The following is a 25,769-nucleotide window of genomic DNA, read 5'->3' as shown; positions in this document are numbered from 1 at the left end:
GTTCAGCCCTCCAGGGCGGCGAGGCCGGGGAGCGTCTTGCCCTCGAGGTATTCGAGGCTGGCGCCACCACCGGTGGAAATGTGACCGAAGGCGTTCTCGTCGAAGCCCAGGATGCGGACCGCGGCCGCGCTGTCGCCACCGCCGACGACGGTGAAGGCGCTGCTGTCGACGAGGGCCTGGGCGACGGCCTTGGTGCCGTTCGCGTAGTCGGGGTGCTCGAAGACGCCGACCGGGCCGTTCCAGAAGACGGTCTCGGCATCGGCGATCTTCGACGCGTAGAGCTCCCGCGTCCTGGGGCCGATGTCCAGGCCCTCCTTGTCGGCGGGGATCTTGTCCGCGTCGACGGTCTCGAAGTCGGCCGGGGCCTTGGTCTTCAGGTCGGGGAACTCCCCGGAGACGAGGACGTCGACCGGCAGGACCAGCTCGACGCCGTTCTTCTCGGCGCGCTCCATGTACTCCGTGACCTTGTCCAGCTGGTCTTCCTGGAGCAGGGAGATGCCGACCTCGTAGCCCTTGGCCTTGAGGAAGGTGTACGCCATGCCGCCGCCGATCAGCAGCCGGTCCGCCTTGCCGAGGAGCTCGTCGATGACGGCGAGCTTGTCGGAGACCTTGGCGCCTCCCAGGACGACCACGTACGGGCGCTTCACCTCGGCGGTGAGCTTCTTCAGGACGCCGACCTCGGTGGCGATGAGGTAGCCGGCCGCGTGCGGGAGGCGCGCGGGGAGGTCGAAGACCGAGGCGTGCTTGCGGTGGACGGCGCCGAAGCCGTCGCCCACGTAGACGTCGGCGAGCTCGGCGAGCCGGTCGGCGAACGCGCCGCGCTCGGCGTCGTCCTTCGCGGTCTCACCGGCGTTGAAGCGCAGGTTCTCCAGGACGGCGACCTGTCCGTCGGCGAGGGCGGCGACGGTCTCCTTGGCGGAGGTCCCGACGGTGTCGGTGGCGAACGCCACCTCCGCGCCGAGCAGTTCGCCGAGCCGCGCGGCGGCCGGGGCGAGCGAGAACGCCGGGTCCGGGGCGCCCTTGGGACGGCCCAGGTGCGAGGCCACGATCACGCGGGCGCCTGCTTCGGCGAGCTTCGCGATGGTGGGCTGGACGGCACGGATGCGGCCGTCGTCGGTGATCCGGCCCCCGTCCAGCGGCACGTTGAGGTCGGCGCGGACGAAGACCCGCTTGCCCTGGACGCCTTCAGCGAGAAGTTCGTCGATCGTCTTCATGTGTTTCTACTCCTTTGAGCGCTTCACCCGAAGGGCGAGGAGGGAGGGCGAGGCAAGCGACAGGGCCCGTGCGGCGCATCGTTGCGCTGCCGGACCCTGTGCTCACATGATGGTGCCTTGCCCTACGTTTTTAGAGCTGACCGCCGACGAAGACGGTGAGGTCGACGAGACGGTTGGAGTAGCCCCACTCGTTGTCGTACCAGCCGATGACCTTGACGCTCTTGCCCTGGACCATGGTCAGGGAGGAGTCGAAGGTGCAGGACGCCGGCCAGTTCACGATGTCGGAAGAGACGATCGCGTCCTCGGTGTAGTCGAGGATGCCCTTGAGCTGGCCCTCGGCGGCCTTCTGGAAAGCGGTGTTGACCTCGTCCTTGGTCACCTCGCGCTCCAGCTCGATGACCAGGTCGGTCACGGAGCCGGTGGGGACCGGGACGCGCATCGCGATGCCGTCGAGCTTGCCCGCGAGCTCCGGGATGACCAGGGCGGTGGCCTTGGCGGCACCGGTGGTCGTCGGGATGATGTTCTCGGCGGCGGCACGCGCGCGGCGCAGGTCCGAGTGCGGGAAGTCCAGGATGCGCTGGTCGTTCGTGTACGCGTGGACCGTGGTCATCATGCCCTTGACGATGCCGAAGTTCTCCAGGAGAACCTTGGCCATCGGCGCCACGCAGTTGGTGGTGCAGGAGGCGTTGGAGATGACGTGGTGGTTGGCCGCGTCGTACTTGTCCTGGTTGACGCCCATCACGATCGTGATGTCCTCGTCCTTGGCCGGAGCCGAGATGAGGACCTTCTTCGCGCCCGCGGCGATGTGCTTGGCGGCGTCGGCCTTCTTGGTGAAGATGCCGGTCGACTCGATGACGATGTCGGCGCCCAGCTCACCCCAGGGGAGGTTCGCGGGGTCGCGCTCGGCGAAGGTCTTGAAGGTGTTGCCGCCCACCGTGATGGTGTCGGCGGTGTGGGAGACCTCGGCCTTGAGGCGGCCCAGGATGGTGTCGTACTTGAGCAGGTGCACCAGGGTGGCGTTGTCAGTCAGGTCGTTGACACCGACGATCTCGATGTCCGCTCCCTGCTCCAGGAGCGCCCGGAAGTAGTTGCGGCCAATTCGGCCAAAACCGTTGATGCCTACGCGGATCGTCACGAACCGATCTCCTCGTTGGTGCGCCGGCCTGTCCGCCGGCGAGCTGTATGGGATGTCCCCGACCGCTTACGACCCTACCTCTCCGTGAGCTTGCGAGTGACATCGACGGGGGCCTGACACTCCCCCTACTCCGTGGGGGAGCCCCGAGGCCCTGTACCAGGCGCCCTGGCACGGGACCTCGGGGACCTTGGCCCCGGTCACCCAGCGTGATCGGGGAGGGAGCCGCAGGTCAGTGGCGCAGGGACCGGAGCGCCTTACCGACGAGTACGGCGCGGTCCGCCGCCGTCGGCAGGTGCTCCAGCCCGAAGCCGAGCAGAACGGTGTCACGCGTAGTCACCGACGCGTAGGACTTGAACAGCTCGCCGGCCCTGGACCAATCGCCCGGAACATCGGGACTTCCGGCCGGCGCGCCCTGCGCGGTCCACGCGCCGAGCGAGCTCTCGAAGCCCTCGACGGCCTGGTCGGAGCCGCCCACCGAGACCCGCGCCTCGTCCGCGAAGACGCCGCGGCCGCCCGAACCGGGGTCGGTCACGTAGGAGAGGGAGACCTCCACCGTCTTGCCCGCGTAGGCGCTCAGGTCGAAGGAGACCTGCTTCCAGCCGCCGGAGGAGCCGGTGAAGCTGTTCCAGCTGCCGCTGGTGCCGCTCGGTGAGCAGCCGCCGCCGTCGAGGGTGAGGTAGTGGCGCAGGAACGGGTGGTCGTTGATGAGGAATCCGGCCCCGCACTCCGCCGGGACTGTGCTGGAGCTCTGCCCGCCCAAGTCCGCAAGTGTGGTCCAGTCCTCGCCGCCGGCCGTACGGGCCTCCAGGACGGCGTGGTCGTAGCCCTCCTCGGTGTTCCAGTTGAGGGCCGTCTTCAGCTTCGGCGCGTCCGCGGCGGTGACATGGGTGAGGTCCACGGTGCGCGTGAGGCGCTTCCAGTCGTCGTCGGTATGGGTGGCCGCCGCCATCCCGGTCCCCGCGAAGGGGGCGTACGGGTTGACGACCCCGGCGTACTGGCCCGCCTGCGCACTCTTGAACTGCGGGAACTGCGCCGGCGCCAGGGTGTCCGAGGTGACGGTGTAGGCCCCGGCGGCGTCGAGCGGGTTGCCCGCCGCACCGGCGAGGGCCCCCTGGGCCCCGGCCAGGGCGCCGGCCCCGGTGAAGCCGGTCGCCCCGGGGACGCTCGCCCGCCCGTAGGCGCCCAGGTAGTACTGGCTGAAGTCGTCCGTCAGGGCGCGGCCGACCTTGGCGTTGCCGCCCGCCAGCTCGCCGGCCTCGATGAGCTTGCCGCCCTCGTTGAGGAAGTCGCGCACGGCCAGCTGGGTCTCACCGCCGGGGGCCTTCGCCCCGGTGTAGTGGACGGCGGTGCGGAAGTGCGAGAGCACCCCGAGGTGGTGCGGGGCGCCCTGGGTGGCCACGTCCCAGACGGCGGCCGACTTGCCGTTGGCGCGCAGCGCGTCCACGTAGGTCTGGGCGTACTGGGCCTTGGCGCCCTCCTCGGCGATCACCAGGACGTCCGCGTGCGGGCGCTGCGCCACGGTGTACGTGAAGTGCTCGCTGGAGACCTGCTTGCCGGAGCGGTCGCGGCCGGTGAACCAGACCTCGACCTTGTCGCCGGGCTTGGCGCCGTCGACCTTGGCGCGGTACTCGTCGAACCAGTTGTTGTCCTCGCCGCCGTAGACGTCACCGCCCTTCCAGGCCTTGAGGGCGTCGTCGTGCGTACGGCCGCCGTTGATGCGGAAGTTGAGCGCCTTGTCCCCCAGCGCCTTGCGGGCCGTGACGGAGACCGTCTGGTCCTCGCCGCGCTCCACGTAGGAGGTGGTGAAGGGGTCCACGGTGAAGTCGGCGGCGCTCAGGCCGACGGAGGAGGAGGGCCGGTCCGGGTGCGCGGCGCTCTCGCCGACGGACAGCGCGAAGGGCACGTTCTTCGCGAACTCCTGCTGGATCAGCTTCTCGTCGTCGGGGAAGTTGAATCCGGAGGGGCAGTCCTCGGGCTTCCAGGCGTCGTTCGGGTCGATCGCGGAGGCCGTCTGGCAGGTGGTCATCTCCGGCGTGAACATCATGACGCCGTTGCCGTTGGCCGCCTGGCCGTCGGCCTCGCCGTTGGTGGTGTAGAGCTCGGAGGAGAGCTGCGGGTAGTAGCCGGGGACGGCCGGGTTCTCGGGAGTGCCGGCGAGGGCCTTGTAGGCGACGTCGTCGGGGGTGGGGGTGGCCACCTGCCAGCCCACTCCGTAGAGCAGCAGCTCGGAGGCGGAGTGGTAGTTGATGGCGTACCGGAAGCCGATGCGCTTCTCGAAGGCGTCCAGGGCCCTGGTCTCGGGCTCGGAGGAGGCCTTGGGGCCGCGGTAGGTCTCGCTGGACGGGTTCGGGGAGGAACCCTCGTTGTCGTAACCCCACTTGTAGTCGAAGTTCCGGTTGAGGTCGACGCCGTCCACGGCGGTGATCTTGCCGTCGCCGTTGTTGTCGTGCATGTTCTTGCGCCACAGCCGGGCGCTGTCGGTGGTGAAGGTGTAGTCGTAGCCGTCGGGGTTGGCCGAGAGCAGGAACCACATCTCGGTGGAGTCCACCAGCTTGGTGATCCGCGGGTCCTTGCCGTAGTTGTCCAGGGTGTGGTGCATCAGCCGCCGGGTCATCTCGGGGGTGATCCACTCACGGGCGTGCTGGTTGGACATGTAGAGGACGGACGGCTTGTCGCCGTCCTTCGACTTCTTGGCGTCCTTGGTGACCTTGACGGCGAGGATGTCCTTGCCCTGGACGGTCTTGCCGATGGAAATGACCTTGGTGAGCCCGGGGTTCTGCCGGGCGGTGGCGAGGATCTCCTCCTGGAGGCCGCCCTTGCCGCTGTACGGGCGGAAGACCCCGTCCCCGGCGGCCTTGGCGCGGGCGAGGCCCTGGGCGGCGACCTTGCGCTCGACGATCCTGACGCCCCGGGCGGCGAGCCCGGCGGCCTGGTCCCCGGTGAGGAACAGCTCGACCCTGGCGGTCCCGGTCTGCGGGGCGCGTTCGGCGAGTTCGTGGGCGTCCTGGCCGGCGGCGAGGACGAGCGGGACCTGTTCCTTCGTGATGTCGGCGTCGTAGACGCGCACTTCGTCGGCGCCGGATGCGGCGTCGGACGCGGGCCGGGCCTGGGCCGTCGCGGGTAGCGCGGCGAGTGTGGTTCCGATGACGAGTGCGCTTGCGGCGAGGATCGATCTCGCGCGGTGCCTCATGTGCCCCCCTGGGCGTCGTCTGCCACGAAAGCGTGCGGACGCAAGGCTCACGACCGGCCCGTGCTCATGTCAATGGGGCGTACCGAGAAGGGACCCGCACGGGTGAGCGTGCGGGCCCCTTCGGAGCAGGTGCGGACGGACGGGCGGGTCAGCCCGCCATGTTGTCGGCCAGTTCCTCGCTGAGGTCCAGGTTGGACTCGGTGCCCGGGATGCCCAGGTCCTGCGCCCGCTTGTCGGCCATCGCCAGCAGGCGGCGGATCCGGCCGGCGACGGCGTCCTTGGTCAGCGGCGGGTCGGCGAGCGCGCCCAGCTCCTCCAGGGAGGCCTGCTTGTGCTCCATGCGCAGCCGGCCGGCCGCGGCGAGGTGCTCGGGGACCTCCTCGCCGAGGATCTCCAGCGCGCGCTGGACCCGGGCACCGGCGGCCACCGCGGCCCGCGCCGAGCGGCGCAGGTTGGCGTCGTCGAAGTTGGCGAGGCGGTTGGCGGTGGCGCGCACCTCGCGCCGCATCCGCCGTTCCTCCCAGGCGAGCACCGAGTCGTGGGCGCCGAGACGGGTCAGCAGCGCGCCGATCGCGTCACCGTCGCGCACGACGACCCGGTCCACGCCGCGCACCTCGCGCGCCTTGGCGGCGATGGAGAGCCTGCGGGCGGCGCCCACCAGGGCCAGGGCGGCCTCGGGGCCGGGGCAGGTGACCTCCAGGGAGGAGGACCTGCCCGGCTCGGTGAGGGAGCCGTGGGCCAGGAAGGCACCGCGCCAGGCCGCCTCGGCGTCACAGGTGGCCCCGGAGACCACCTGCGGGGGCAGACCCCGGATCGGGCGGCCGCGGCCGTCCACGAGGCCCGTCTGGCGTGCGAGCTGGTCCCCGCCCGCGACGACCCGTACGACGAAGCGGCTGCCCCGGCGCAGCCCGCCCGGGGCCATGACCACCAGGTCCGAGGAGTGGCCGAAGATCTCCAGGATGTCCTTGCGCAGGCGCCGCGCGGCGACCCCGGTGTCCAGCTCCGCCTCGATGACGATGCGGCCGCTCACCAGGTGCAGCCCGCCCGCGAACCGAAGGATCGCCGAGACCTCCGCCTTCCTGCAGCAGGTCCGGGTGACGGGGAGGCGGGAAATCTCATCCTTCACCGCGGGCGTCATCGCCATGGGCCGATCCTTCCATGCATCCGAAAAATACGGTCGTACGCGGCGGCCAGCAGCTCCGGATCGTGCTTCGGAGAGCCGTCCCGTCTGGCCACGGGGGCCAGCTCGACCGCGGCACCGAACCGTTTCGCGGCATCGGAGAGGGACTCGCGGTCGGGTACGGCGGCCTCGTCGGCCAGCACCACGTCCAGGGCGAGTTTAGGGGCGTGTCGGGCCAAAACCTCCAAATGACGCTGCGGAGAGAAGCCCTCTGTTTCACCGGGCTGCGGCGCGAGGTTCAGCGAGAGGACCCGCCGGGCCTTCGTCGCGATCAGCGCGTCGAGCAGTTCCGGCACCAGCAGGTGCGGGATCACGGAGGAGAACCAGGAGCCCGGGCCGAGCACCACCCAGTCGGCGTCGAGCACCGCGGCGACGGCCTCGGGCACGGCCGGCGGGTCGCGGGGCACGACCTGGACGGAGAGCACCTCGCCGGGGGTGAGGGCCACGGTGGCCTGTCCCCGTACGGTGTCCACGTCGTCCGGGCGGGCCGGATCGTGCCCCTTGACCAGGGCCTGGAGCTCCAGCGGCACCGCCGACATCGGCAGGACCCGGCCCTGCGCGCCCAGCAGCTTCCCGACCAGGTCGAGGGCCTGGACGGGGTCGCCGAGCTGCTCCCACAGGGCGACGATCAGCAGATTGCCGACGGCGTGCTCGTGCAGGTCGCCGCGCGACTGGAAGCGGTGCTGGATGACGCGGGCCCAGGTCTGTCCCCAGTCGTCGTCCCCGCACAGCGCGGCCAGCGCCTTGCGCAGGTCCCCGGGGGGCAGCACGCCGAGCTCCTCGCGGAGCCGGCCGCTGGAGCCTCCGTCATCGGCGACGGTGACCACCGCGGTGAGCTCGCCGGTGATCCGGCGCAGGGCCGCGAGGGAGGCCGACAGGCCCATGCCGCCGCCGAGGGCGACGACCTTGGGCGCGGCGACCTTGTCGGCCGCCGCGCCGCGGCGGCCGGTGCGCACGGCCACGCCGTCCTCGCCCCGGGTGGGGGTGAGGCGGCGCAGCCGGCGCAGCCGCAGGGTCCGTCCGGTCACTCGCGCCCCATGTCCCGGTGGACGACGACGGTCTCGACTCCCTCGGAGGCGAGGCGGGCGGCGACCTTCTCGGACATGGCCACGCTGCGGTGCTTGCCGCCGGTGCAGCCGACCGCGATGGTCACGTACCGCTTGCCCTCGCGGCGGTAGCCGGTGGCGATGAGCTGGAGCAGCTCGGTGTAGCGGTCGAGGAACTCCTTGGCGCCGGGCTGGCTGAAGACGTACCCGGACACCTCCTCGTTGAGCCCGGTGAAGGGGCGCAGCTCCGGGACCCAGTGGGGGTTGGGGATGAAGCGGCAGTCGACGACGAGGTCGGCGTCGACGGGGAGGCCGTACTTGTAGCCGAAGGACATGACGGTGGCCCGCAGCTCGGGCTCCTCGTCGCCGGCGAACTGGGCGTCCATCTTGGCGCGCAGTTCGTGGACGTTGAGGCTGGAGGTGTCGATGACCAGGTCGGCGTCGCCGCGCAGCTCGCGCAGCAGGTCCCGCTCGGCGGCGATGCCGTCGACGATGCGGCCGTCGCCCTGGAGGGGGTGCGGACGGCGGACCGATTCGAAGCGGCGGACCAGCGCGTCGTCGGAGGACTCCAGGAAGACGATGCGCCGGGTGACCCCGCGGGACTCCAGGTCGGCGAGGGACTCGCGCAGGGCGTCGAAGAACTGGCGGCCGCGGACGTCGACGACGACGGCGATGCGCGCCACGTTGCCCTGCGAGCGGGCGCCGAGCTCCACCATGGTGGGGATCAGCGCCGGCGGGAGGTTGTCGACGACGAACCAGCCGAGGTCCTCCAGACACTTGGCCGCGGTGCTGCGGCCGGCCCCGGACATCCCGGAAATGATCACCAGTTCCGGGATGGCCGCCTCGGCGTTGTCGCCGGGCTCCACTGTCGTGCCCGTACTCACCTGTGCTCCGTCTCCGTCGTACGTGTTCTCGTGCGTGTTCTCGTGCGTGTTCTCGTGCGTGTTCTCGTGCGTGTGGTCAGGCGTGGTCCGCGTGGTCGGCGCGGTCTCGTGCTCGGTCATTGCTCGGTCCCCCGTTCGGACGCTGCTCCCGCGGGCGCGGGTGTCTCGTCCTCCATGATCTCTCCTGTCGCCGTATTGACGGCAGGACCGGCCGGGGGAGCCTGGGCGAGTGCGGCGGCCACGGTCTCGGCCGTCTTGCGTCCTATGCCCGGGACCTCGCAGATCTGGTCGATTGTCGCCTGTCTCAGCTTCTTCACCGAACCGAAGTGCTTGATCAGGGCCTGCCTGCGGCTCTCGCCTAGGCCGGGCACATCGTCGAGCGGGCCCGATTTCAGGCGCTTGCCGCGCTTGTTGCGCTGGTACTGGATCGCGAACCGGTGGGCTTCGTCACGCACCCGCTGGAGCAGGTACAGGCCCTCGCTGGTGCGGGGCAGCACGACGGGGTCGTCCTCGCCGGGCAGCCACACCTCCTCCAGCCGCTTGGCCAGGCCGCAGACCGCCACGTCGTCGATCCCGAGCTCCTCCAGGGCCCGCTTCGCGGCGGCCACCTGGGGCTGCCCGCCGTCGACGACGACGAGCTGGGGCGGGTAGGCGAAGCGGCGGGGGCGGCCGTCGTCCTCCTCGGGCAGCGGGTCGCCGTCCTCCGGGGACCACTCCCCCGTCTTGAGCTTCTCCTGGAGGTAGCGGCGGAAGCGCCGGGAGACCACCTCGTGCATGGAGCGGACGTCGTCCTGGCCCTCGAAGGTCTTGATCTGGAAGCGCCGGTACTCGCTCTTGCGGGCGAGGCCGTCCTCGAAGACGACCATCGAGGCCACCACGTCGTCGCCCTGGAGGTGGGAGATGTCGAAGCACTCGATGCGCAGCGGGGCGCCGTCCAGCTCCAGGGCCTCGGCGATCTCCTCCAGGGCCCGGGAGCGGGTGGTGAGGTCGCTGGCGCGCTTGGTCTTGTGCAGGGCCAGGGACTGCTGCGCGTTGCGGTACACGGTCTCCATGAGGGACTTCTTGTCCCCGCGCTGCGGGATGCGCAGGCTGACGGCCGACCCGCGGCGGGCGGCCAGCCACTCGCTCAGCGCCGGGGTGTCCTCCGGCAGCGCCGGGACCAGTACCTCCTTGGGGACGGCCTCGCCCTTCTCCTCCCCGTACAGCTGCTGGAGGGCGTGCTCGACGAGCCCGGCCGTGTCCACGGCCTCGACCTTGTCGGTGACCCAGCCGCGCTGGCCGCGGACCCGGCCGCCGCGTACGTGGAAGATCTGCACCGCGGCCTCCAGCTCGTCCTCGGCGACCGCGATCAGGTCGGCGTCGGTGGCGTCGGCGAGGACGACGGCGTTCTTCTCCATGGCCCGGCGCAGGGCCCCTATGTCGTCGCGCAGCCGGGCGGCCTTCTCGTACTCCATCTCCTCGGCGGCCTCGTGCATCTGCCGTTCGAGGCGGGAGAGGTAGGTACCGGTGCGGCCGGCCATGAAGTCGCAGAAGTCCTCGGCGAGTTCGCGGTGCTCCTCGGGGCTGACCCGGCCCACGCAGGGGGCGGAGCACTTGCCGATGTAGCCGAGCAGGCAGGGCCGGCCGATCTGGGCGGAACGCTTGAACACGCCGGCCGAGCAGGTGCGGACCGGGAAGACGCGCAGCATCAGGTCGACGGTCTCGCGGATGGCCCAGGCGTGGCCGTACGGGCCGAAGTAGCGCACGCCCTTCTTCTTGGGGCCGCGCATGACCTGGACGCGGGGGTACTGCTCGTTCATGGTGACGGCGAGGGAGGGGTAGCTCTTGTCGTCCCGGTACTTGACGTTGAACCGGGGGTCGTACTCCTTGATCCAGGAGTATTCGAGCTGGAGGGCCTCGACCTCGGTGGAGACCACGGTCCATTCGACGGAGGCGGCCGTGGTGACCATGGTGGCGGTACGGGGGTGCAGCCCGGCGATGTCCTGGAAGTAGCTGGCCAGGCGCTGGCGCAGGCTCTTGGCCTTCCCGACGTAGATCACCCGGCGGTGCTCGTCGCGGAACCTGTAGACCCCCGGGGAGTCGGGAACCTGCCCGGGCTCGGGGCGGTAGCTGGAAGGGTCGGCCATGCCGCCCACCCTACTGGCGCCCGCCGACATCGGGCCGTACGCCTGCCCCGCAGGACCCGGCCCCTGGCGGCGGCCGGGCCCTGCGGGGCGGGGGGTCAGGACCGGGCGGCGCGCCGGCGGCGCAGCAGGAGCACCGAGCCCGCCGCGCCCAGCGCGAGGGCCCCGGCGCCGCCGGCCAGCGCGGCCGCGGGGGGCCCGGCCGGGTCCGGTGCGGGCTGCGCGAAGCCGCCGGCCGCGCCGGCCTTCGCGTAGGCCGAGCCGGGGAGCTTGTCCCCGTACGCCCGGGTCACCCGGGAGCGGTACGCGGCGAGGGTCGTGCCGCGGTCGCCGACGGCCCGTACGGCGTCCTCGTCCAGCGGCAGCACCCGCTCGCCCCCGGCCACGTACCAGGCGTCGATCTGCGGCTCGCGGAAGACGGTGCCGCCGGGGAGCGCGGCGGCGCCGAGCCGCGCGTAGCGGAACTCGTCGTCGCCGGTGGCGATGTTCACCACCTCCCAGCCCTGCCCGGTCTTCGCGGTCCACAGCGCGGCCCGCTGGCCGTCGGAGGAGACCGCCTGGCTGACGAGGAACTCCAGCCTGGCCACGCTCGCGCCGGGCCGGCCCGCGACGAAGTCCGGGGAGAGGTAGCTGACGGGGATGGTCTCGCCCTCGATCCTGGGCTGGGCGGTGGCCGGGGACACCTTGCCCTCCCGGGAGAAGAACCGGGAGAGCGTGGCCAGGGTGGCGGGGGCGGCGGCGGCCTCGTGGGCGGCCGCCCGGTTCTCGGCGGTGGCGGTCTGCGGCTGGGGTACGGGGGCCGCGGCGGCCTGCCCGGCCAGGGCGAGCACGGCGGTGGCGGCGGCGAGGGCGGCCGCGGCGGCGGAGCGCACGGTCATGGCGGTCACGCCCCGATCCGGTAGAGGGAGTGGGTCCAGGAGAAGGTGCCGTTGTCCACGTACCAGGCGTGGGAGGCCCAGTTGTAGCGGTCGCTGGAGGGCCAGGGGTCGCCCCAGTAGACCCAGCTGTTCGCGGTGTCGTAGCCGTAGAGGACGTGCATGTGGCCGCCGCCGTTCGACCACTGGATCCGGGTCTCGACCGGGCGGTCGTTGTTGATCTCGCTCTGGACGGTCGCGTACTGGAGCCAGCCGGTCACGTAGCTGCCGGAGTTGATGCCGGCCCAGCGCAGGGCGGTCTGGACGTTGCCGAGGGTGGCCTGGTTGTTGGGGCACTCGGTGTTCTGCTGGCGGTTGAAGGCGGCGTTGCAGAACTGGTTCTGGCTGTAGCCGCGGCCGAACCAGGTGGCCACGGTGTTGCCGCTCGCCGCCCAGCACCAGTTGCTCTTCTGCTGGGCCTGCATGGTGATGTTCAGGCGCTTGGAGGCCAGGGCCGCGCCGGGGACCTCCGGCGCGGCGGCGGACGGGGCGGTGGCGGTCGTGCCCGCGGCGGCGGCGGCGGCGGCGGCGGTACCGGCGCCGAGGGGTAACAGGACGAGGAGCAGGGCGGCGAGCAGGGCGGCCGGGGAAAGCCGCCGCGTTCTGTCGTTGCGCATCGCGTTCCTCCCGAGGTGGGGACCCGAGGTGGGCGGTGGGGGGGTGGAGGAGCGCGTCCGGACGCTGTGGAGGAGCATCAGGGAGTTGTCGCGATCAGGTCAACACGCTTCAATACGCGGTGACATCGCAGTGTGAACGGTGGGGTTGTGGTGTGAACGGTTGCTGTCGTTCCACCTGCTCCCCCGACCCCCACCGGCACGGCCCCGCCCGGCCCCCACGCCGGCGCGTGTGAACGTTCACAGAGGAGTCGCCATGCGGCCGACCGGCGACCAGGCGCCGACGGCGGAACCGGCGGACGCCGCGGACACGGCCGTCGTGGCCGAACTGCGCCGCCTGCTGCGCGAAGGCCCCTTCCACCTCGCGCTGCGCGCCGCCCTCGCCTTGCGCGGGCTGCCGCTGCACCGGGTGCAGCACCGCCTCGCGGCGCGCGGCATCAAGGTCGGCGTCACCAGCCTCAGCTACTGGCAGCAGGGCGCCCGGCGCCCGCGCCACCCGGAGTCGCTGCGCGCCGTGGCCGCCCTGGAGCAGATCCTGGAGCTGCCCGACGGCGCCCTCCGGCGCCTGCTGACCGGCCCCGGCGGCTCTTCCGGACCGGGCGGGGGCCGCCCCGCCGCCCGCTCGTACCGGGCGCTGGTGAGCGTCGGCGCGGCGGTGGAGCAGCTGCTGGCCGGCATGGAGCTCCCGGCGGACGGCGGCCTGCACTCGGTCGGCCACCACGAGCGGGTCCGCATCGGCGCCGACGGCGCCCTGCGCACGCGGGAGTCCCAGCAGATCGTCCGGGCCCACCGCGACGGCGTCGACCGCTACCTCGCCGTCCACCACGGCGACCCGGGCTGCGACGCGGAGCGGGTGCGGGTGACGGCGTACGAGAACTGCCGCACCGGCCGGATCCGGCGCCACCGGGAGGCGGGCGTGGTGGTGGCGGAGCTGCTCTTCGACGCCCGGCTGCGGCGCGGGGACACGTACGTCTTCGGCTACAGGATCGAGGACGGTACGGGCGCGCGCTGCACGGAGTACGTACGGGGCTTCAGCTACGCGGGCGGGCAGTACATGCTCCAGGTCCGCTTCGACGAGGCGGCCCTGCCGGTGCGCTGCCGCCGCTTCGCCCGCGCCGGGCCGCACGCCCCGCGCACCGGCCTCGCGGACCTCACCCCGAGCGGCCGGCACCGGGCGGTGCACCTGGTGGAGCAGGGGGTGCGGCGGGGCCTCCTCGGCATCGCCTGGGACTGGGACTGATCCGCCGCCCCGGCGCGCCGCCCCGGCGTGCCGCTCCGGCGTGCCGCTCCGGCGTGCGCGCCCTCAGCCCGCGATCAGCTTGCCGTTCTCCACCTTGACCGGGACGGCCGGCAGCGGCCGCTCGGCCGGGCCCTGGACGACCTTGCCGGTGGTGACGTCGAAGCGGCTGCCGTGGCAGGGGCAGTTGCCCTCGCCCTTGTCGATCGTGTCGAGGACGCACCCGGCGTGCGTGCACTGGGCGCTGAACGCCTTGTACTGACCCTCGGCCGGGCAGCTGACCAGGACCTTGCGCTCCCGGAAGAGCTTCGCGCCTCCGACGGGGACCTCGCTCGCGGCGCCCAGCTCGACCGGCTCCTTCGGGACCGCCGGAGCGCCCGCGCCGCCGGGGGCCCCGGTGGAGCAGGCCGAGAGCGTCGCCCCGGCACCCACAGCCCCGGCGAGCGCCGCGGCACCCTTGAGGACGGTACGGCGAGCGGCGGGCGGCGACGCGGACATGCGGTTCTCCTGGCGCGAGGTGAGGGTGCCCGGGCGGGCCCACCCGACGATACCGGCGGGCGATGGGGTACCTTCCCCCGCGTGATCGTCGTCGGTGGAGAAGCCCTGATCGACCTCGTGCCCCTCGCGGAGCCGGCGGGCGCCCTGCTGCCCCGGCCCGGCGGCGGGCCGTACAACACCGCGCTGGCGCTGGGCCGGCTCGGGGCGCAGACGGCCTTCTGCTCCCGGGTGTCCGCCGACGGCTTCGGGGAGACCCTGCTGGCCGGGCTGCGGGCCGCCGGAGTGGACCTGTCGCTGGTGCAGCGCGGGCCCGAGCCGACCACCCTGGCCGTGCCCTCGCTGGCCCCGGACGGCTCGGCGGCGTACGGCTTCTACACCGAGGGGACCGCCGACCGGCTGTTCACCCTGCCGCCCGCGCTGCCGCCGGGCGTACGGGCCCTCGCGCTCGGGACCTGCTCGCTGGTGCTGGAACCGGGCGCGAGCGCGTACGAGGCCCTGCTGCGGCGCGAGTCGCGGCGCGGGCTGACGACCCTGCTCGACCCCAACGTGCGCCCGGCGCTGATCACCGACCCGGCGGCCTACCGCAAGCGGTTCCTGGGCTGGCTGCCGTACGTGTCGGTGCTCAAGCTCTCGCAGGAGGACGCGGCCTGGCTGGGCGGCCGGGTCGAGGACTGGCTGGCCGCCGGGCCGTCGGCGGTGGTGCTGACCGGGGGCGCGGCGGGCCTGACGGTGCGGACGGCGCGGGGCGAGGAGTACGGCGCGCCGGCCCGGCCGGTGGCCGTGGCCGACACGATCGGGGCGGGCGACACCGTCAACGCGGCCCTGCTGTACCGGCTCGCGCAGGCCGGTGGCGCCGGGCGGCTGGACTGGCCGGCCACCCTGGACTTCGCCGCCCGCGCCGCCGCGCTGACCTGCTCCCGGGCCGGCGCGGAGCCCCCGTACGCGGCGGAACTCGGGCTCAGCCGATAGCGGCCCACAGGGTGCGCGCGACGGCCGGGGCGAACTCCTCGACCGGCTGGACCACCTCGGCGCCGGAGAAGTGCAGGAAGAAGGCCCGCTGGAAGCAGGCGCCGAGGAGCAGCGCCGCGGCCGCCCGCGGGTCGGCGCCGGCCCGGAGCCGACCGGCGGCGAGCTCGCGGCGCAGCCGTCCCTCCAGGGCGTCGAGCACCACGTGCGGTCCCGCCCCGATCGCGTGGACGCCCTCGCGGTGGCGGCTGAGGAGGGCGGGCTCGGCGAAGAGCGAGGCCGCCAGCGGCATGGCGTCCGCGTAGAAGAGCGCGGCGTGGCGGGCGATGCCGGTCAGCGCCTCCTCGACGGTCCGCTCCCCGGGCTCGGCGGTGAGGGCGGCCATCAGGGGTCCGGCGTTCGGGGTGCGCTCCATCAGGACGCGGACGAAGAGCTCTTCCTTGTTGGCGTAGTGCTTGTAGAGCGCGGCCTCGGAGCAGCCCGCCTCGCGGGCGATGGCCTTGGTCGTGGTGTTGGCGAGGCCGATGGTGCGCATGAGCATCTCGGCGGCGTCCAGCAGCCGCTCGGGCGTGGGGCGCCTTGACTTCGGGGTGAGCATTCACTCATCCTAAGGGACACGAGGGTGAGTGAACGCTCACCCACCAGCGTTCTCCGGTCAGGGGGCCACGATGAAACTCACGGTGTTCGGAGCCACGGGCGGGGTCGGCCGCGAGGTCGTCCGCCAGGCGCTCGCGGCGGGCCACGAGGTGACGGCGGTCGTCCGCGATCCGGCCCGGCTGGAGGTGCCGGCGCACGAGCGGCTGCGGGTGGAGGTGGTGCGCGACCTGACGGACGGGGACGCGCTGGGCCCGGTGCTGGCCGGGCGGGACGCGGTGGTCTCGGCGCTCGGGGCGTCGAGCAACAAGCAGGCCCGGCTCGCCCCCGTCGCCGGACCGGCCCTGCGGGCGGTCGTCTCGGCGATGGACCGGGCGGGCGTGGCCCGGCTGTCGGCGATCAGCGCGGCCCCGCTCGGGCCGGACGCGCCGGGCGAGGGGATGCTGCTGCGCGCGGTGGTGTACCCGCTGCTGCGGCGGGCGCTGCGCGACGTGTACGCGGACCTGGCGGTGATGGAGGCGGCGATCGGGGCGAGCGGCCTGCGCTGGACGGTGGTGCGCCCGCCGCGCCTGCTGGACCGCCCCCGCACCGGCACCTACCGCCGCGCCCTCGACGGCAACGTCCCGGGCGGCCGGGTGATCCCCCGCGCGGACGTCGCGGACGCCCTGCTGACCACCCTCACCGACCCCGCCACGGCGGGCCACGCGCTGGGCGTGGCCACCTGATCGCACCCGCCCGGCCCCGGCCCCCGGCCCCGGACGCGACGACGGCCCGGCCTCCGCCCCCGGTCGGGGGCGGGGGCCGGGCCGTCGTGCCGCTCGCCGGAGGCCGCGCGCTACGCCTTGCGGGCGCGCGTCGCCTTCTTGGCCGGGGCCGCCTTCTTCACGGCCGCCGCCTTCTGCGTCTCCGCGGCCTTCTTCGCCGTCACGGCCTTCTTCGCCGGGGCCGCCTTCTTCGCGGTGGCCGCCTTCTTCGCCGCCGGGGCCTTCTTCGCGGTCCGCGCCACCGGCACGCCCGCGTCCGAGACCCGGTCCGCGCCCAGGATGTCCCGCAGGAACTTGCCCGTGTGGCTCGCGCCCACCGAGGCCACCTGCTCCGGCGTGCCCTCGGCGACGACGAGCCCGCCGCCGTAACCGCCCTCGGGGCCCATGTCGACGACCCAGTCCGCGGTCTTGATGACGTCCAGGTTGTGCTCGATGACGATCACCGAGTTGCCCTTGTCCACCAGCCCCGACAGCACCTTGATCAGCTTCGAGATGTCCTCGAAGTGCAGACCCGTCGTCGGCTCGTCCAGGACGTAGACCGTCCGGCCCGTCGACCGCTTCTGCAGCTCCGACGCCAGCTTCACGCGCTGCGCCTCACCGCCCGACAGCGTCGGCGCGGACTGGCCGAGCCGGACGTAGCCCAGTCCGACCTCGTTCAGCGTGCGCAGGTGCCGCGCGATGGTGGGAACCGCCTCGAAGAAGTCCAGCGCCTCCTCGATCGGCATGTTGAGGACTTCCGCGATGGACTTGCCCTTGTAGTGGACCTCCAGCGTCTCCCGGTTGTACCGGTCGCCGTGGCAGACCTCGCAGGGGACGTACACGTCCGGCAGGAAGTTCATCTCGATCTTGATCGTGCCGTCGCCGGAGCAGTTCTCGCAGCGGCCGCCCTTGACGTTGAAGGAGAAGCGGCCCGGCAGGTAGCCGCGCACCTTCGCCTCCATCGTCTCCGCGAAGAGCTTGCGCACGTGGTCGAAGACGCCCGTGTACGTCGCCGGGTTGGACCGCGGGGTGCGGCCGATCGGCGACTGGTCGACATGCACGACCTTGTCGACCAGGTCGTCGCCCTCCACCCGGGTGTGCCGTCCGGGCACGGACCGGGCGCCGTTCAGCTCGCGCGCCAGGTGCGTGTAGAGGATGTCGTTGACCAGCGTCGACTTGCCGGAGCCCGATACGCCCGTGACCGCCGTGAGCACGCCCAGCGGGAAGGACACGTCGATGTCCCGCAGGTTGTTCTCCTTGGCGCCGTGGACGGTGAGCCTGCGCTCGCCGTTCACGGGACGGCGTACGTCCGGCACCGGGATGGAGCGCTTGCCGGACAGGTACTGCCCGGTCATCGACTCGGGGTTGGCCAGCAGCTCCTTGAGCGAACCGCTGTGCACCACCTTGCCGCCGTGCTCGCCCGCGCCGGGGCCGATGTCCACGACCCAGTCGGCCACCTTGATGGTGTCCTCGTCGTGCTCGACGACGATGAGGGTGTTGCCCATGTCCCGCAGCCGCACCAGCGTCTCGATCAGCCGGTGGTTGTCCCGCTGGTGCAGGCCGATGGACGGCTCGTCGAGCACGTACAGCACGCCGACGAGGCCGGAGCCGATCTGCGTGGCCAGCCGGATGCGCTGGGCCTCGCCGCCCGACAGGGTGCCGGCGGCGCGGTTGAGCGAGAGGTAGTCCAGGCCGACGTCCACGAGGAAGCGCAGCCGCTCGTTGACCTCCTTGAGGACCCGCTCGGCGATCTTCTTGTCGCGCGCGTCGAGCCGCATCCGGCCCAGGAAGTCCGCGCACTCGCTGATCGACATCGCGGCGACGTCGGCGATGGACTTCTCCATCACCGTCACCGCCAGGACGATCGGCTTGAGCCTGGTCCCCTCGCAGGTCGGGCAGGGCACCTCGCGCATGTAGCCCTCGAAGCGCTCGCGGCTGGCGTCGCTCTCGGACTCCGAGTGCCGCCGCTTGACGAAGGGCACGGCCCCCTCGAAGGCGGTGGTGTAGGCGCGCTCGCGGCCGTACCGGTTGCGGTAGCGGACCTCGATCTGCGTCTTGTGCCCGTACAGCAGCGCCTTCTTCGCGCGCAGGGGCAGCCCGGCCCACGGGATGTCGGTACGGAAGCCCAGCTCGCCCGCGAGCGCGCCGACGAGCCGCTGGAAGTAGTCCCGGGTGTGGCCGAGCGACCACGGCGAGACGGCTCCCTCGTCGAGGGACTTCTCCTCGTCCGGGATGATCAGCTCGGGGTCCACCTCCATGCGCGTACCGATGCCGGTGCACTCGGGGCAGGCGCCGAAGGGCGAGTTGAAGGAGAAGGAGCGCGGCTCCAGCTCCTCGAAGGAGAGGTCGTCGTACGGGCAGTAGAGGTGCTCCGAGTACATCCGCTCGCGCTCGGGGTCGTCCTCCGGGAGGTCGACGAAGTCCAGGATGACCATGCCGCCGGACAGGCCCAGCGCGGTCTCGACGGAGTCGGTGAGCCGGCGCTTGGCGCTGTCCTTGACGGTCAGGCGGTCGATGACCACCTCGATGGTGTGCTTCTCCTGCTTCTTCAGCGTGGGCGGCTCGGAGAGCTGGATGGTCTCGCCGTCCACCCGCGCCCGGCTGTAGCCCTTGGTCTGGAGGTCGGCGAAGAGGTCGACGAACTCGCCCTTGCGCTCGCGGACCAGCGGGGAGAGCACCTGGAAGCGGCTGCCCTCGGGCAGCGCGAGGACCTTGTCCACGATCGCCTGGGGCGACTGGCGGGAGATCGGCCGGCGGCATTCGGGGCAGTGCGGCTTGCCGATGCGCGCGAACAGCAGGCGCAGGTAGTCGTAGACCTCGGTGATGGTGCCGACGGTGGAGCGGGGGTTGCGCGAGGTCGACTTCTGGTCGATCGAGACGGCCGGGGAGAGACCCTCGATGAAGTCGACGTCGGGCTTGTCCATCTGCCCGAGGAACTGGCGGGCGTAGGAGGAGAGCGACTCGACGTAGCGGCGCTGGCCCTCGGCGAAGATCGTGTCGAAGGCCAGGGAGGACTTGCCCGAGCCGGAGAGTCCGGTGAAGACGATGAGGGAGTCGCGGGGCAGGTCGAGCGAGACGTTCTTCAGGTTGTGCTCGCGAGCGCCACGAACGATGAGACGGTCGGTCACGCCGGTCCGCACCTTTCTTGAGAGAAGCGGGGGCCACGGGCCCCGGCTATCCAGGGTATGGGGGGCGCCTCTGCGACGGAGTGGGTCTGGACTCCCGAGCGTATAGCACGCACATTCGATTTATGGCACCCGAGAGGCGTCTTCACCCGATCGTGTGGCGCGGGCCCCGGGGCCACTACGCTCGGTCTCATGACTGATCATGTGCACGACCTGCGATCTGTACGTGAAGCCACGGAACGACTGCTCACCGCGGTCACGAAACTGGACAACGCCGCCCTCGCCGAGGAGTCACTCCTCCCCGGCTGGAGCCGTGGTCACGTCCTGACCCACCTCGCACGCAACGCGGACGCCCTCGTCAACGTCTTCGAGGGCCGCCCGATGTACGAGAGCGCCGCCGCCCGTGACGCGGACATCGCGCGCGACGCCGGCCGGCCTCTGGAAGAACACCTCGCGGACCTCCGTGATTCCGCGGCCCGCTTCCTCGCCACCACCGAGGCCCCCCAGGACTGGTCGCGCACGGTCGAGCTGCGCAACGGCGTCACCGACCTCGCCTCGAACGTGCCGTTCCGGCGCCTGGTGGAGGCCGAGCTGCACCACGTCGACCTCAACGTCGGCTACGGGCTCGGCGATCTCCCGGAGGAGTTCACCGACCGCGAAATCGCCTTCCTCGCCGACCGCTGGTCCGGCCGCCCGGACGTCCCGCCGGTCACCCTGCGCGCCGAGAACGGCGACGTCTGGCACACCGGCGGCCCCGAGGGCGCCCCCGTCACCCTCTCCGGGCCCAAGGACGAACTGCTCGGCTGGCTGGCCGGGCGCGCCGCGCGCGGCGCCGGCCTCACCGTGGAAACCGGCGACGGCCTGCCCACGCTCCCCCCGCTCTAGCCCTCCCCCCTCCCGCACACCCTTAGGATCACGACATGACGTACAGCGGAGCGGTGAAGGTCGGCGGCCCTGCCGACGTGCACGAACTCGCGGACCTGATGATTTCCAAGGTCGCCGTGGGCCCGATGAACAACAACGCGTACCTGCTGCGCTGCCGGGCCACCGGCGCACAGCTGCTGATCGACGCGGCCGCCGAGGCGGACACGCTGCTCGGCCTGATCGGCGACGACGGCATCGAGTCGGTCGTCACCACGCACCGGCACGGCGACCACTGGGGCGCGCTCGCTCCCGTCGTCGATGCCACCGGCGCGCGGACGTACGCGGGCGCCTTCGACGCGGAGGGCATTCCCGTCGCCACGGACGTGCCGGTCCAGGACGGGGACACGATCACGGTCGGCCGGGTCGAGCTGACCGCCCGCCACCTGGTCGGCCACACCCCCGGCTCGATCGCGCTCGTCTACGACGACCCGCACGGTCACCCGCACGTGTTCACCGGCGACTGCCTCTTCCCGGGCGGTGTCGGCAACACCCACGACGACCCCGAGGCCTTCACCCGCCTGCTCGACGACGTGCAGCACAAGATCTTCGAGCAGCTGCCGGACGAGACCTGGGTCTACCCCGGGCACGGCAACGACACCACCCTCGGCGCCGAGCGGCCGCACCTGGCCGAATGGCGCGAACGCGGCTGGTGACCCGCCCGGCGGCCCCCGCCGCCGTCAACCCGGCGGTGCCCTGCACTCCTTCCGGTCGTTGATCACCGAACGCACGTCCCGAGGGGGCGGCCCGGGGTAGTTGCTGCACCATGCAACGACACCCCTCCCCGCCCCCCGGCACGTCCCCCTCCATGCTGCGGATCGCCCTGGCCTCCCTCGCCGGCACGGCCATCGAGTTCTACGACTTCTTCGCCTACGGCACGGCCGCCGCCCTGGTCCTCGGCCCGCTGTTCTTCCCCGTCTTCTCCCCGCTGGCCGCGTCCCTCGCCGCCTTCGCCACCTTCGGCGTCGGCTTCCTCGCCCGCCCGCTCGGCTCCGTCCTCTTCGGCCACATCGGCGACCGCCACGGCCGACGCCCGGTGCTGCTCGGCTCGCTGCTGCTCACCGGCCTCGCCACGGTGGCCGTCGGCTGCGTGCCCTCGTACGGCGCCATCGGGATCGCCGCCCCCGTCCTGCTGGTCCTGCTGCGCTTCCTCCAGGGGCTCGGGCTCGGCGGCGAGTGGGGCGGGGCGGTCCTGCTGACCGCCGAGCACGCCCCGGAGCGGCGCCGCGGGCTGTGGTCGAGCTTCCCGCAGATGGGCCCGCCCGTGGGCTTCCTGCTCGCCAACGGGGTGGTCCTGGCGCTGTCGGCGACCCTGAGCGACGCGCAGTTCGCCGCCTGGGGCTGGCGGGTGCCGTTCTGGGGCGCCGGACTGCTCGCGCTGACGGGGCTGTGGCTGCGCCGCACGGCCGAGGAGACCCCGCAGTTCCGCGCGCTCACCGAGACCGGCCGGCGGGCCGAGGCCCCGCTCACCGAGGTCGTACGCGGCCACTGGCGGCTGCTCCTGCTGACCGGCGGGGCGATGGCCTTCGGGTACGCCGTCTTCTACGCGGTCACCACCTGGTCCCTCGCGTACGCCACCGGCCACCTGCGCATGGACCGCACCGTGATGCTGGCCTGCGTGATGGCGGCGGTCCTGTTCCAGGGGCTGCTCACCCCGCTGCTCGCGGTGCTCGGCGACCGCTGGGGGCGGCGCCCGCTCTGCCTGGCCGGCAGCGCGGCCTGCGCGGTGTGGATGTTCCCCTTCGTGGCCCTGCTGCGCACGGCCGACCCGCTGCTGGTCACCCTCGGCTGCGCGGGGGCGCTGCTCGGGATGGTCTCGGCGTTCGCGGTGGTCGGCGCCTACCTGCCCGAGCTCTACGCCCCGCGGATCCGCTGCACCGGCGCCGCCGTCGGCTACAACCTGGGCGGGGTACTGGGCGGGGCCCTGACCCCGCTGGTGGCGACGGCCCTCGCGGAGGGCTCCGGCCCGCCCTGGGGCGTGGCGGTCTACCTCACCGCCCTCTCCCTGACCAGCCTGGCCTGCTTCGCCCTCCTCCCGGAAACCAACCCCGCCCGGCTCCGGACGCGGGCGGGCACGGGAACGGGGGCGGCCGAAGCGGCCGCCCCCGCGTGATCCGTCGGATCCGTCGGATCCGTCAGACCCGTCAGGCGTCGACGCTCTTGTCCTGCGGGGTGGCGGCGGTTTCGGCCGCCGCCTGCTTCTTCGAGGCGATGAGGCTGGTGATGGTGGTGATCACCAGGACGCCGCAGATGACGCCGAGCGAGACCGGGATGGAGATCTGCGGGACGTGCAGCCCGGACTCGTGCAGGGCGTGCAGCACCAGCTTCACGCCGATGAAGCCGAGGATGACGGACAGGCCGTAGCTGAGGTGGACCAGCTTCTTGAGCAGGCCGCCGATCAGGAAGTACAGCTGGCGCAGGCCCATCAGGGCGAAGGCGTTGGCGGTGAAGACGATGTACGGGTCCTGGGTGAGGCCGAAGATCGCGGGGATCGAGTCCAGGGCGAAGAGGAGGTCGGTGGTGCCGATGGCGAGCATGACGACCATCAGCGGGGTCATGATCCGCTTGCCGTTCTCACGGCTGAAGAGCTTGGTGCCGTGGTAGCGGTCGGCGACGCCGAACTTCTTCTCGATCGACTTCAGGAGGCGGTTCTCCTCGAACTCCTCGTCCTCCTCGTCCTTGCGGGCCTCCTGGATCAGCTTCCACGCGGTGTAGATCAGGAACGCGCCGAAGATGTAGAAGACCCACGAGAAGGTGGTGATGATCGCGGCGCCCGCGGCGATGAAGATCGCGCGCAGCACCAGGGCGATCAGCACGCCGACGAGCAGCACCCGCTGCTGGAGGTGGGAGGGCACCGAGAACTTCGCCATGATCAGGACGAAGACGAAGAGGTTGTCCACGCTCAGGGACTTCTCGGTGATGAAGCCCGCGAAGAACTCCTGGGAGGCCTGGCCGTTGCCGAAGAGCAGCAGGCCGAGGCCGAAGAGGGCGGCGAGCACGATCCAGACGACCGTCCAGATGCCCGCTTCCTTCATGGAAACGTCGTGCGGTTTGCGGCCGATGAAGAAGTCGGCGCCGATGAGGATGCCCAGACCGACGATGGTCAGCACCCATAGGGTCAACGAAACGTCCACGGTATTCACGCCTCCGGCGGATGGCTCAGCACAGGGTCAGCGTCATCGCTGCCGGAGGTCTCTTCCACCCGGGCGGCCCGGTGGGACCGCGGGCCGGCGCCCCGGGACCGTAGCGGTCCGTATTGACGGGTACGCCGCGCAGGAAATAGCAGGAATACTCCCCTCCGCGCGTCCCACAGTACCCGCGGAGGGGGTCAAAGGTAAAGAGCAGACCAAGAAGCGGTCAGTGTCCGGTCATGGACGCTCGTGGACGGTCAGCCGCGGGAGGACCTCCTGGCCCGCGCCACCCGCTCCAGCGCCTGGTCCAGGACCCGGCTGCCCGGCGGGGGCAGGTCCGGCTCGAAGGTCCAGGCGTGCTGCACCCAGGGGTCGGCGAGGTGGCCGTCCGGCACCGGCGACAGCCTCATCAGCGAGCGCCACAGCGGGTCCAGCAGCGGCCCGTACGCCGAGGCCTCGTCACGGTCGGCGACCATCAGCAGGTGCACGCCGACGGCGGGGCCCTCGTCCGCCAGGTAGCGCAGACGGGTCACGGCCCGGTCGTCGAAGCCGTGCGGGAAGTCGTGTACGACCAGCAGCTGCTCGGCCCGGTCCACATCCGGCGGCAGGTCCTCGGGGGACCCGGCGCGCAGCGCCATCTGTACGAGGTCCACGCGCCGGGTCAGCAGCTCCAGGGTCCGGGTGACCCCGGCGGAGCCGGCGGCCGCCGGGGCGGCGAGCACCCCGGCGCGCACCAGCGGGGCCAGGGAGGCGGCCCCGGCCCCGGCCGCGTCGATGACGTGGACCGCGAAGCGGCCGGCGGGGTGGACCGCGAGCAGCCGCGCCGCGTGGGCGACGGCCATGTCCATGGCCAGCCGGCGCAGCCGCTCGGTGTCCATGGTCATGGCCGCCTCCGAGCCGGTGCGGCCGTTGTCGATCCACAGGCCGCGTTCCAGCGGGAGCCGCATCAGCATCGGGATCCGCAGGCCGGGCCGCTCGGGCAGGCTGAGGTCGCCCAGCCGCAGGGCGAGGGGGCCCTCCTCGGGGACGGCCTCGCCGTGCCAGACGGGAGCGGCCCAGCGGGCGTAGGCGGCCGGGAGCGCGGGCTCGACCACCTCGGCCTCGGCGGACAGCTGGACGAGGTCCCGGTCGAGGACGGCGCGGGCCTGCGCGACGAGGTCGTCGCGGCGGGCCCGCGCGGTGTCGCGGGCGGCGTCACCGGAGCCGCCGAGCCGGTGCCGGGGGTCGGCCAGCGCCGCGTCGAGCTCGCGGTCCAGCCGGGAGTCGGCGAAGTCGACGGCGCTGCGGTAGGCGGCGACGCTGCGGGCCAGGTCCTCGAACATGCCCCAGACCTGGTTGTAGAGGCGCTCGTCCATGGACCAGCCACTGGCGTCCCCGGCGACGGGGCGCGGCGGCTCTCCCGGCGCGGCGGCGGGGGCGGCCCGGGGTGCGGGTTCGGGCGCTTCGGCGGTGGTGCGCCGGCGGCGCGGGTGGGCGTAGTCGATGGTGGGCGGACCCCCGGCGGCGACTGGGGCCGTGGCAGCGGCCGCGGCTGCGGCGCCCGCCACGGCGCCGGCGGCCGGGAGCGGATCCGGCGGTCCGGGCGGGGGTGCGGCGGGGCCCTGGGCGGGGTCCTGCGGGGCGTGCGTCCCGCGCGGGAGGGTCGGGGCGCCCCCGGTCGGCAGGGCGGCCAGGGTGACGTCCCCGGAGGCGACGAGCCCCAGGGCGGCGGCGGTCAGCTCCGCGGCGGCCGGCCCGGCCAGACCGGCGTCGGCCAGGAGCGCGCCGAGGCCGCCCGCGTAGCCCTGGCCCACCGCCCGGACCTTCCAGGCGGCCTGGCGCCGGTACAGCTCCAGGGCCACGACGGCGCTCTCGGAGTCCAGGCCGGTGACGGTGTACCCGGCGAGCTCGGCGCCCTCCGGGTCGGCCACGGCCACGTGCGGGACGGCGACCGCGCCGAAGCGGGCCGGGCCGCCGGGCGGGAGCACCAGCAGGACCCGGACGTGGTGCACCTCGGTTCCGACGGCGTCGAGGTCGACGGTGAACCGGTGCCGGTCACCGACCCGGTCCGGCACCTCCAGGCCCGGCAGGGCCCGGGCACCGGGGTGCGCCAGGGCCCGGGGACCGGCGAGCCGGCCCCCCTCGTCGGCGGTGGCGGCCAGTGCCAGCACGGCGGCGCCTGCTGAAACCCTGATCTCCACCCGGTTGCGGGACAGGGGGTGGTTCTGCCCCCGGACCAGTTCGGCCGTCATCGTGCAGCCACCCCCCGTGCCTT

The 25,769-nt window shown here is 72.7% G+C and carries 20 protein-coding genes; 6 read left to right on the top strand and 14 right to left on the bottom strand.

Annotation, left to right across the window (positions count from 1 at the left end; genetic code table 11):
* Positions 1–2: 2 nt before the first annotated feature.
* From ACFYYT_RS19325 to ACFYYT_RS19285, 9 genes are all read right to left on the bottom strand, one after another.
* Positions 3–1,214 (bottom strand): phosphoglycerate kinase, encoded by a 1,212-nt coding sequence (locus ACFYYT_RS19325; RefSeq protein WP_351816458.1) that lies wholly within the window; start codon positions 1,212–1,214, stop codon positions 3–5.
* 130 nt (positions 1,215–1,344) lie between these two features.
* Complete coding sequence (gene gap / locus ACFYYT_RS19320) at positions 1,345–2,349, bottom strand: type I glyceraldehyde-3-phosphate dehydrogenase (RefSeq protein WP_351816461.1); 1,005 nt, start codon at positions 2,347–2,349, stop codon at positions 1,345–1,347.
* A 229-nt stretch (positions 2,350–2,578) separates the two neighbouring features.
* The gene (locus ACFYYT_RS19315; protein WP_351816464.1) at positions 2,579–5,539 is read right to left on the bottom strand and encodes a M14 family zinc carboxypeptidase; all 2,961 of its coding nucleotides are present in this window, start codon (positions 5,537–5,539) and stop codon (positions 2,579–2,581) included.
* Between the two features lie 148 nt (positions 5,540–5,687).
* A complete protein-coding gene (whiA, locus tag ACFYYT_RS19310) occupies positions 5,688–6,683 on the bottom strand; it encodes a DNA-binding protein WhiA (protein ID WP_053681599.1) in 996 nt (331 codons plus the stop codon).
* On the bottom strand, positions 6,674–7,747 hold the full coding sequence (yvcK, locus tag ACFYYT_RS19305) for a uridine diphosphate-N-acetylglucosamine-binding protein YvcK (protein WP_351816467.1): 1,074 nt from the start codon (positions 7,745–7,747) through the stop codon (positions 6,674–6,676). The genes whiA and yvcK overlap by 10 nt, the downstream gene beginning before the upstream one ends.
* Positions 7,744–8,769: an RNase adapter RapZ gene (gene rapZ, locus ACFYYT_RS19300; RefSeq protein WP_351816469.1), complete on the bottom strand. Its 1,026-nt coding sequence runs from the start codon at positions 8,767–8,769 to the stop codon at positions 7,744–7,746. The genes yvcK and rapZ overlap by 4 nt, the downstream gene beginning before the upstream one ends.
* Positions 8,766–10,775 (bottom strand): excinuclease ABC subunit UvrC, encoded by a 2,010-nt coding sequence (uvrC, locus tag ACFYYT_RS19295; RefSeq protein ID WP_351816471.1) that lies wholly within the window; start codon positions 10,773–10,775, stop codon positions 8,766–8,768. The genes rapZ and uvrC overlap by 4 nt, the downstream gene beginning before the upstream one ends.
* A 95-nt stretch (positions 10,776–10,870) precedes the next feature.
* Positions 10,871–11,659 (bottom strand): hypothetical protein, encoded by a 789-nt coding sequence (locus tag ACFYYT_RS19290; RefSeq protein ID WP_362868446.1) that lies wholly within the window; start codon positions 11,657–11,659, stop codon positions 10,871–10,873.
* On the bottom strand, positions 11,656–12,303 hold the full coding sequence (locus ACFYYT_RS19285; protein WP_351828994.1) for a papain-like cysteine protease family protein: 648 nt from the start codon (positions 12,301–12,303) through the stop codon (positions 11,656–11,658). The genes ACFYYT_RS19290 and ACFYYT_RS19285 overlap by 4 nt, the downstream gene beginning before the upstream one ends.
* A 253-nt stretch (positions 12,304–12,556) precedes the next feature.
* On the opposite strand from ACFYYT_RS19285, the gene ACFYYT_RS19280 reads away from it, so the two are divergent.
* Positions 12,557–13,540: a hypothetical protein gene (locus ACFYYT_RS19280; RefSeq protein WP_351828991.1), complete on the top strand. Its 984-nt coding sequence runs from the start codon at positions 12,557–12,559 to the stop codon at positions 13,538–13,540.
* A gap of 63 nt (positions 13,541–13,603) precedes the next feature.
* Here ACFYYT_RS19280 and ACFYYT_RS19275 read toward each other — a convergent pair whose 3' ends face one another.
* Complete coding sequence (locus ACFYYT_RS19275; protein WP_351828988.1) at positions 13,604–14,035, bottom strand: Rieske (2Fe-2S) protein; 432 nt, start codon at positions 14,033–14,035, stop codon at positions 13,604–13,606.
* A gap of 81 nt (positions 14,036–14,116) precedes the next feature.
* Between ACFYYT_RS19275 and ACFYYT_RS19270 the strand changes: the two genes are divergently transcribed.
* Positions 14,117–15,004 carry a carbohydrate kinase gene (locus tag ACFYYT_RS19270; RefSeq protein WP_351828985.1) on the top strand — a complete coding sequence of 296 codons (888 nt, stop codon included), beginning with the start codon at positions 14,117–14,119 and terminating at the stop codon, positions 15,002–15,004.
* On the opposite strand, the gene ACFYYT_RS19265 is transcribed toward ACFYYT_RS19270, so the two are convergent.
* Positions 14,994–15,599, bottom strand: coding sequence for a helix-turn-helix domain-containing protein (locus ACFYYT_RS19265; protein ID WP_351828983.1), 606 nt, complete (start codon positions 15,597–15,599; stop codon positions 14,994–14,996). The genes ACFYYT_RS19270 and ACFYYT_RS19265 overlap by 11 nt on opposite strands.
* A 70-nt stretch (positions 15,600–15,669) precedes the next feature.
* Here ACFYYT_RS19265 and ACFYYT_RS19260 point away from each other — a divergent pair, with 70 nt between their 5' ends.
* Positions 15,670–16,320, top strand: coding sequence for an SDR family oxidoreductase (locus ACFYYT_RS19260; RefSeq protein ID WP_351828980.1), 651 nt, complete (start codon positions 15,670–15,672; stop codon positions 16,318–16,320).
* A gap of 110 nt (positions 16,321–16,430) precedes the next feature.
* Here ACFYYT_RS19260 and uvrA read toward each other — a convergent pair whose 3' ends face one another.
* Positions 16,431–19,466 (bottom strand): excinuclease ABC subunit UvrA, encoded by a 3,036-nt coding sequence (gene uvrA, locus ACFYYT_RS19255; RefSeq protein ID WP_351828978.1) that lies wholly within the window; start codon positions 19,464–19,466, stop codon positions 16,431–16,433.
* Positions 19,467–19,655: 189 nt separating this feature from the next.
* Here uvrA and ACFYYT_RS19250 point away from each other — a divergent pair, with 189 nt between their 5' ends.
* The 3 genes from ACFYYT_RS19250 (at position 19,656) to ACFYYT_RS19240 (ending at position 22,497) form a co-directional block, all read left to right on the top strand.
* A complete protein-coding gene (locus tag ACFYYT_RS19250) occupies positions 19,656–20,348 on the top strand; it encodes a maleylpyruvate isomerase family mycothiol-dependent enzyme (RefSeq protein ID WP_351828976.1) in 693 nt (230 codons plus the stop codon).
* Positions 20,349–20,383: 35 nt separating this feature from the next.
* Positions 20,384–21,040: an MBL fold metallo-hydrolase gene (locus tag ACFYYT_RS19245; RefSeq protein WP_351828974.1), complete on the top strand. Its 657-nt coding sequence runs from the start codon at positions 20,384–20,386 to the stop codon at positions 21,038–21,040.
* A 110-nt stretch (positions 21,041–21,150) separates the two neighbouring features.
* Complete coding sequence (locus ACFYYT_RS19240; RefSeq protein ID WP_351828971.1) at positions 21,151–22,497, top strand: MFS transporter; 1,347 nt, start codon at positions 21,151–21,153, stop codon at positions 22,495–22,497.
* Positions 22,498–22,528: 31 nt separating this feature from the next.
* Here the strand turns inward: ACFYYT_RS19240 and ACFYYT_RS19235 are convergent, their stop codons facing one another.
* Complete coding sequence (locus ACFYYT_RS19235; protein WP_351828969.1) at positions 22,529–23,518, bottom strand: TerC/Alx family metal homeostasis membrane protein; 990 nt, start codon at positions 23,516–23,518, stop codon at positions 22,529–22,531.
* Between the two features lie 254 nt (positions 23,519–23,772).
* On the bottom strand, positions 23,773–25,746 hold the full coding sequence (locus ACFYYT_RS19230) for a TerD family protein (protein ID WP_351828966.1): 1,974 nt from the start codon (positions 25,744–25,746) through the stop codon (positions 23,773–23,775).
* Positions 25,747–25,769: the final 23 nt, after the last annotated feature.

It is taken from the genome of Streptomyces sp. NPDC002032 (genome assembly GCF_042890765.1).
Classification (GTDB): Bacteria; Actinomycetota; Actinomycetes; order Streptomycetales; family Streptomycetaceae; genus Streptomyces.
This window is presented reverse-complemented; position numbering and strand designations above follow the sequence as displayed.

What these genes read in the sequence shown, in the direction of transcription:
- ACFYYT_RS19325 (WP_351816458.1), bottom strand. Translation starts at nt 1,214, where the DNA reads ATGAAGACGATCGACGAACTTCTCGCTGAAGGCGTCCAGGGCAAGCGG.
- ACFYYT_RS19315 (WP_351816464.1), bottom strand. Translation starts at nt 5,539, where the DNA reads ATGAGGCACCGCGCGAGATCGATCCTCGCCGCAAGCGCACTCGTCATC.
- whiA (WP_053681599.1), bottom strand. Translation starts at nt 6,683, where the DNA reads ATGGCGATGACGCCCGCGGTGAAGGATGAGATTTCCCGCCTCCCCGTC.
- rapZ (WP_351816469.1), bottom strand. Translation starts at nt 8,769, where the DNA reads ATGACCGAGCACGAGACCGCGCCGACCACGCGGACCACGCCTGACCAC.
- uvrC (WP_351816471.1), bottom strand. Translation starts at nt 10,775, where the DNA reads ATGGCCGACCCTTCCAGCTACCGCCCCGAGCCCGGGCAGGTTCCCGAC.
- ACFYYT_RS19285 (WP_351828994.1), bottom strand. Translation starts at nt 12,303, where the DNA reads ATGCGCAACGACAGAACGCGGCGGCTTTCCCCGGCCGCCCTGCTCGCC.
- ACFYYT_RS19280 (WP_351828991.1), top strand. Translation starts at nt 12,557, where the DNA reads ATGCGGCCGACCGGCGACCAGGCGCCGACGGCGGAACCGGCGGACGCC.
- ACFYYT_RS19275 (WP_351828988.1), bottom strand. Translation starts at nt 14,035, where the DNA reads ATGTCCGCGTCGCCGCCCGCCGCTCGCCGTACCGTCCTCAAGGGTGCC.
- ACFYYT_RS19265 (WP_351828983.1), bottom strand. Translation starts at nt 15,599, where the DNA reads ATGCTCACCCCGAAGTCAAGGCGCCCCACGCCCGAGCGGCTGCTGGAC.
- ACFYYT_RS19260 (WP_351828980.1), top strand. Translation starts at nt 15,670, where the DNA reads ATGAAACTCACGGTGTTCGGAGCCACGGGCGGGGTCGGCCGCGAGGTC.
- ACFYYT_RS19250 (WP_351828976.1), top strand. Translation starts at nt 19,656, where the DNA reads ATGACTGATCATGTGCACGACCTGCGATCTGTACGTGAAGCCACGGAA.
- ACFYYT_RS19245 (WP_351828974.1), top strand. Translation starts at nt 20,384, where the DNA reads ATGACGTACAGCGGAGCGGTGAAGGTCGGCGGCCCTGCCGACGTGCAC.
- ACFYYT_RS19240 (WP_351828971.1), top strand. Translation starts at nt 21,151, where the DNA reads ATGCAACGACACCCCTCCCCGCCCCCCGGCACGTCCCCCTCCATGCTG.
- ACFYYT_RS19230 (WP_351828966.1), bottom strand. Translation starts at nt 25,746, where the DNA reads ATGACGGCCGAACTGGTCCGGGGGCAGAACCACCCCCTGTCCCGCAAC.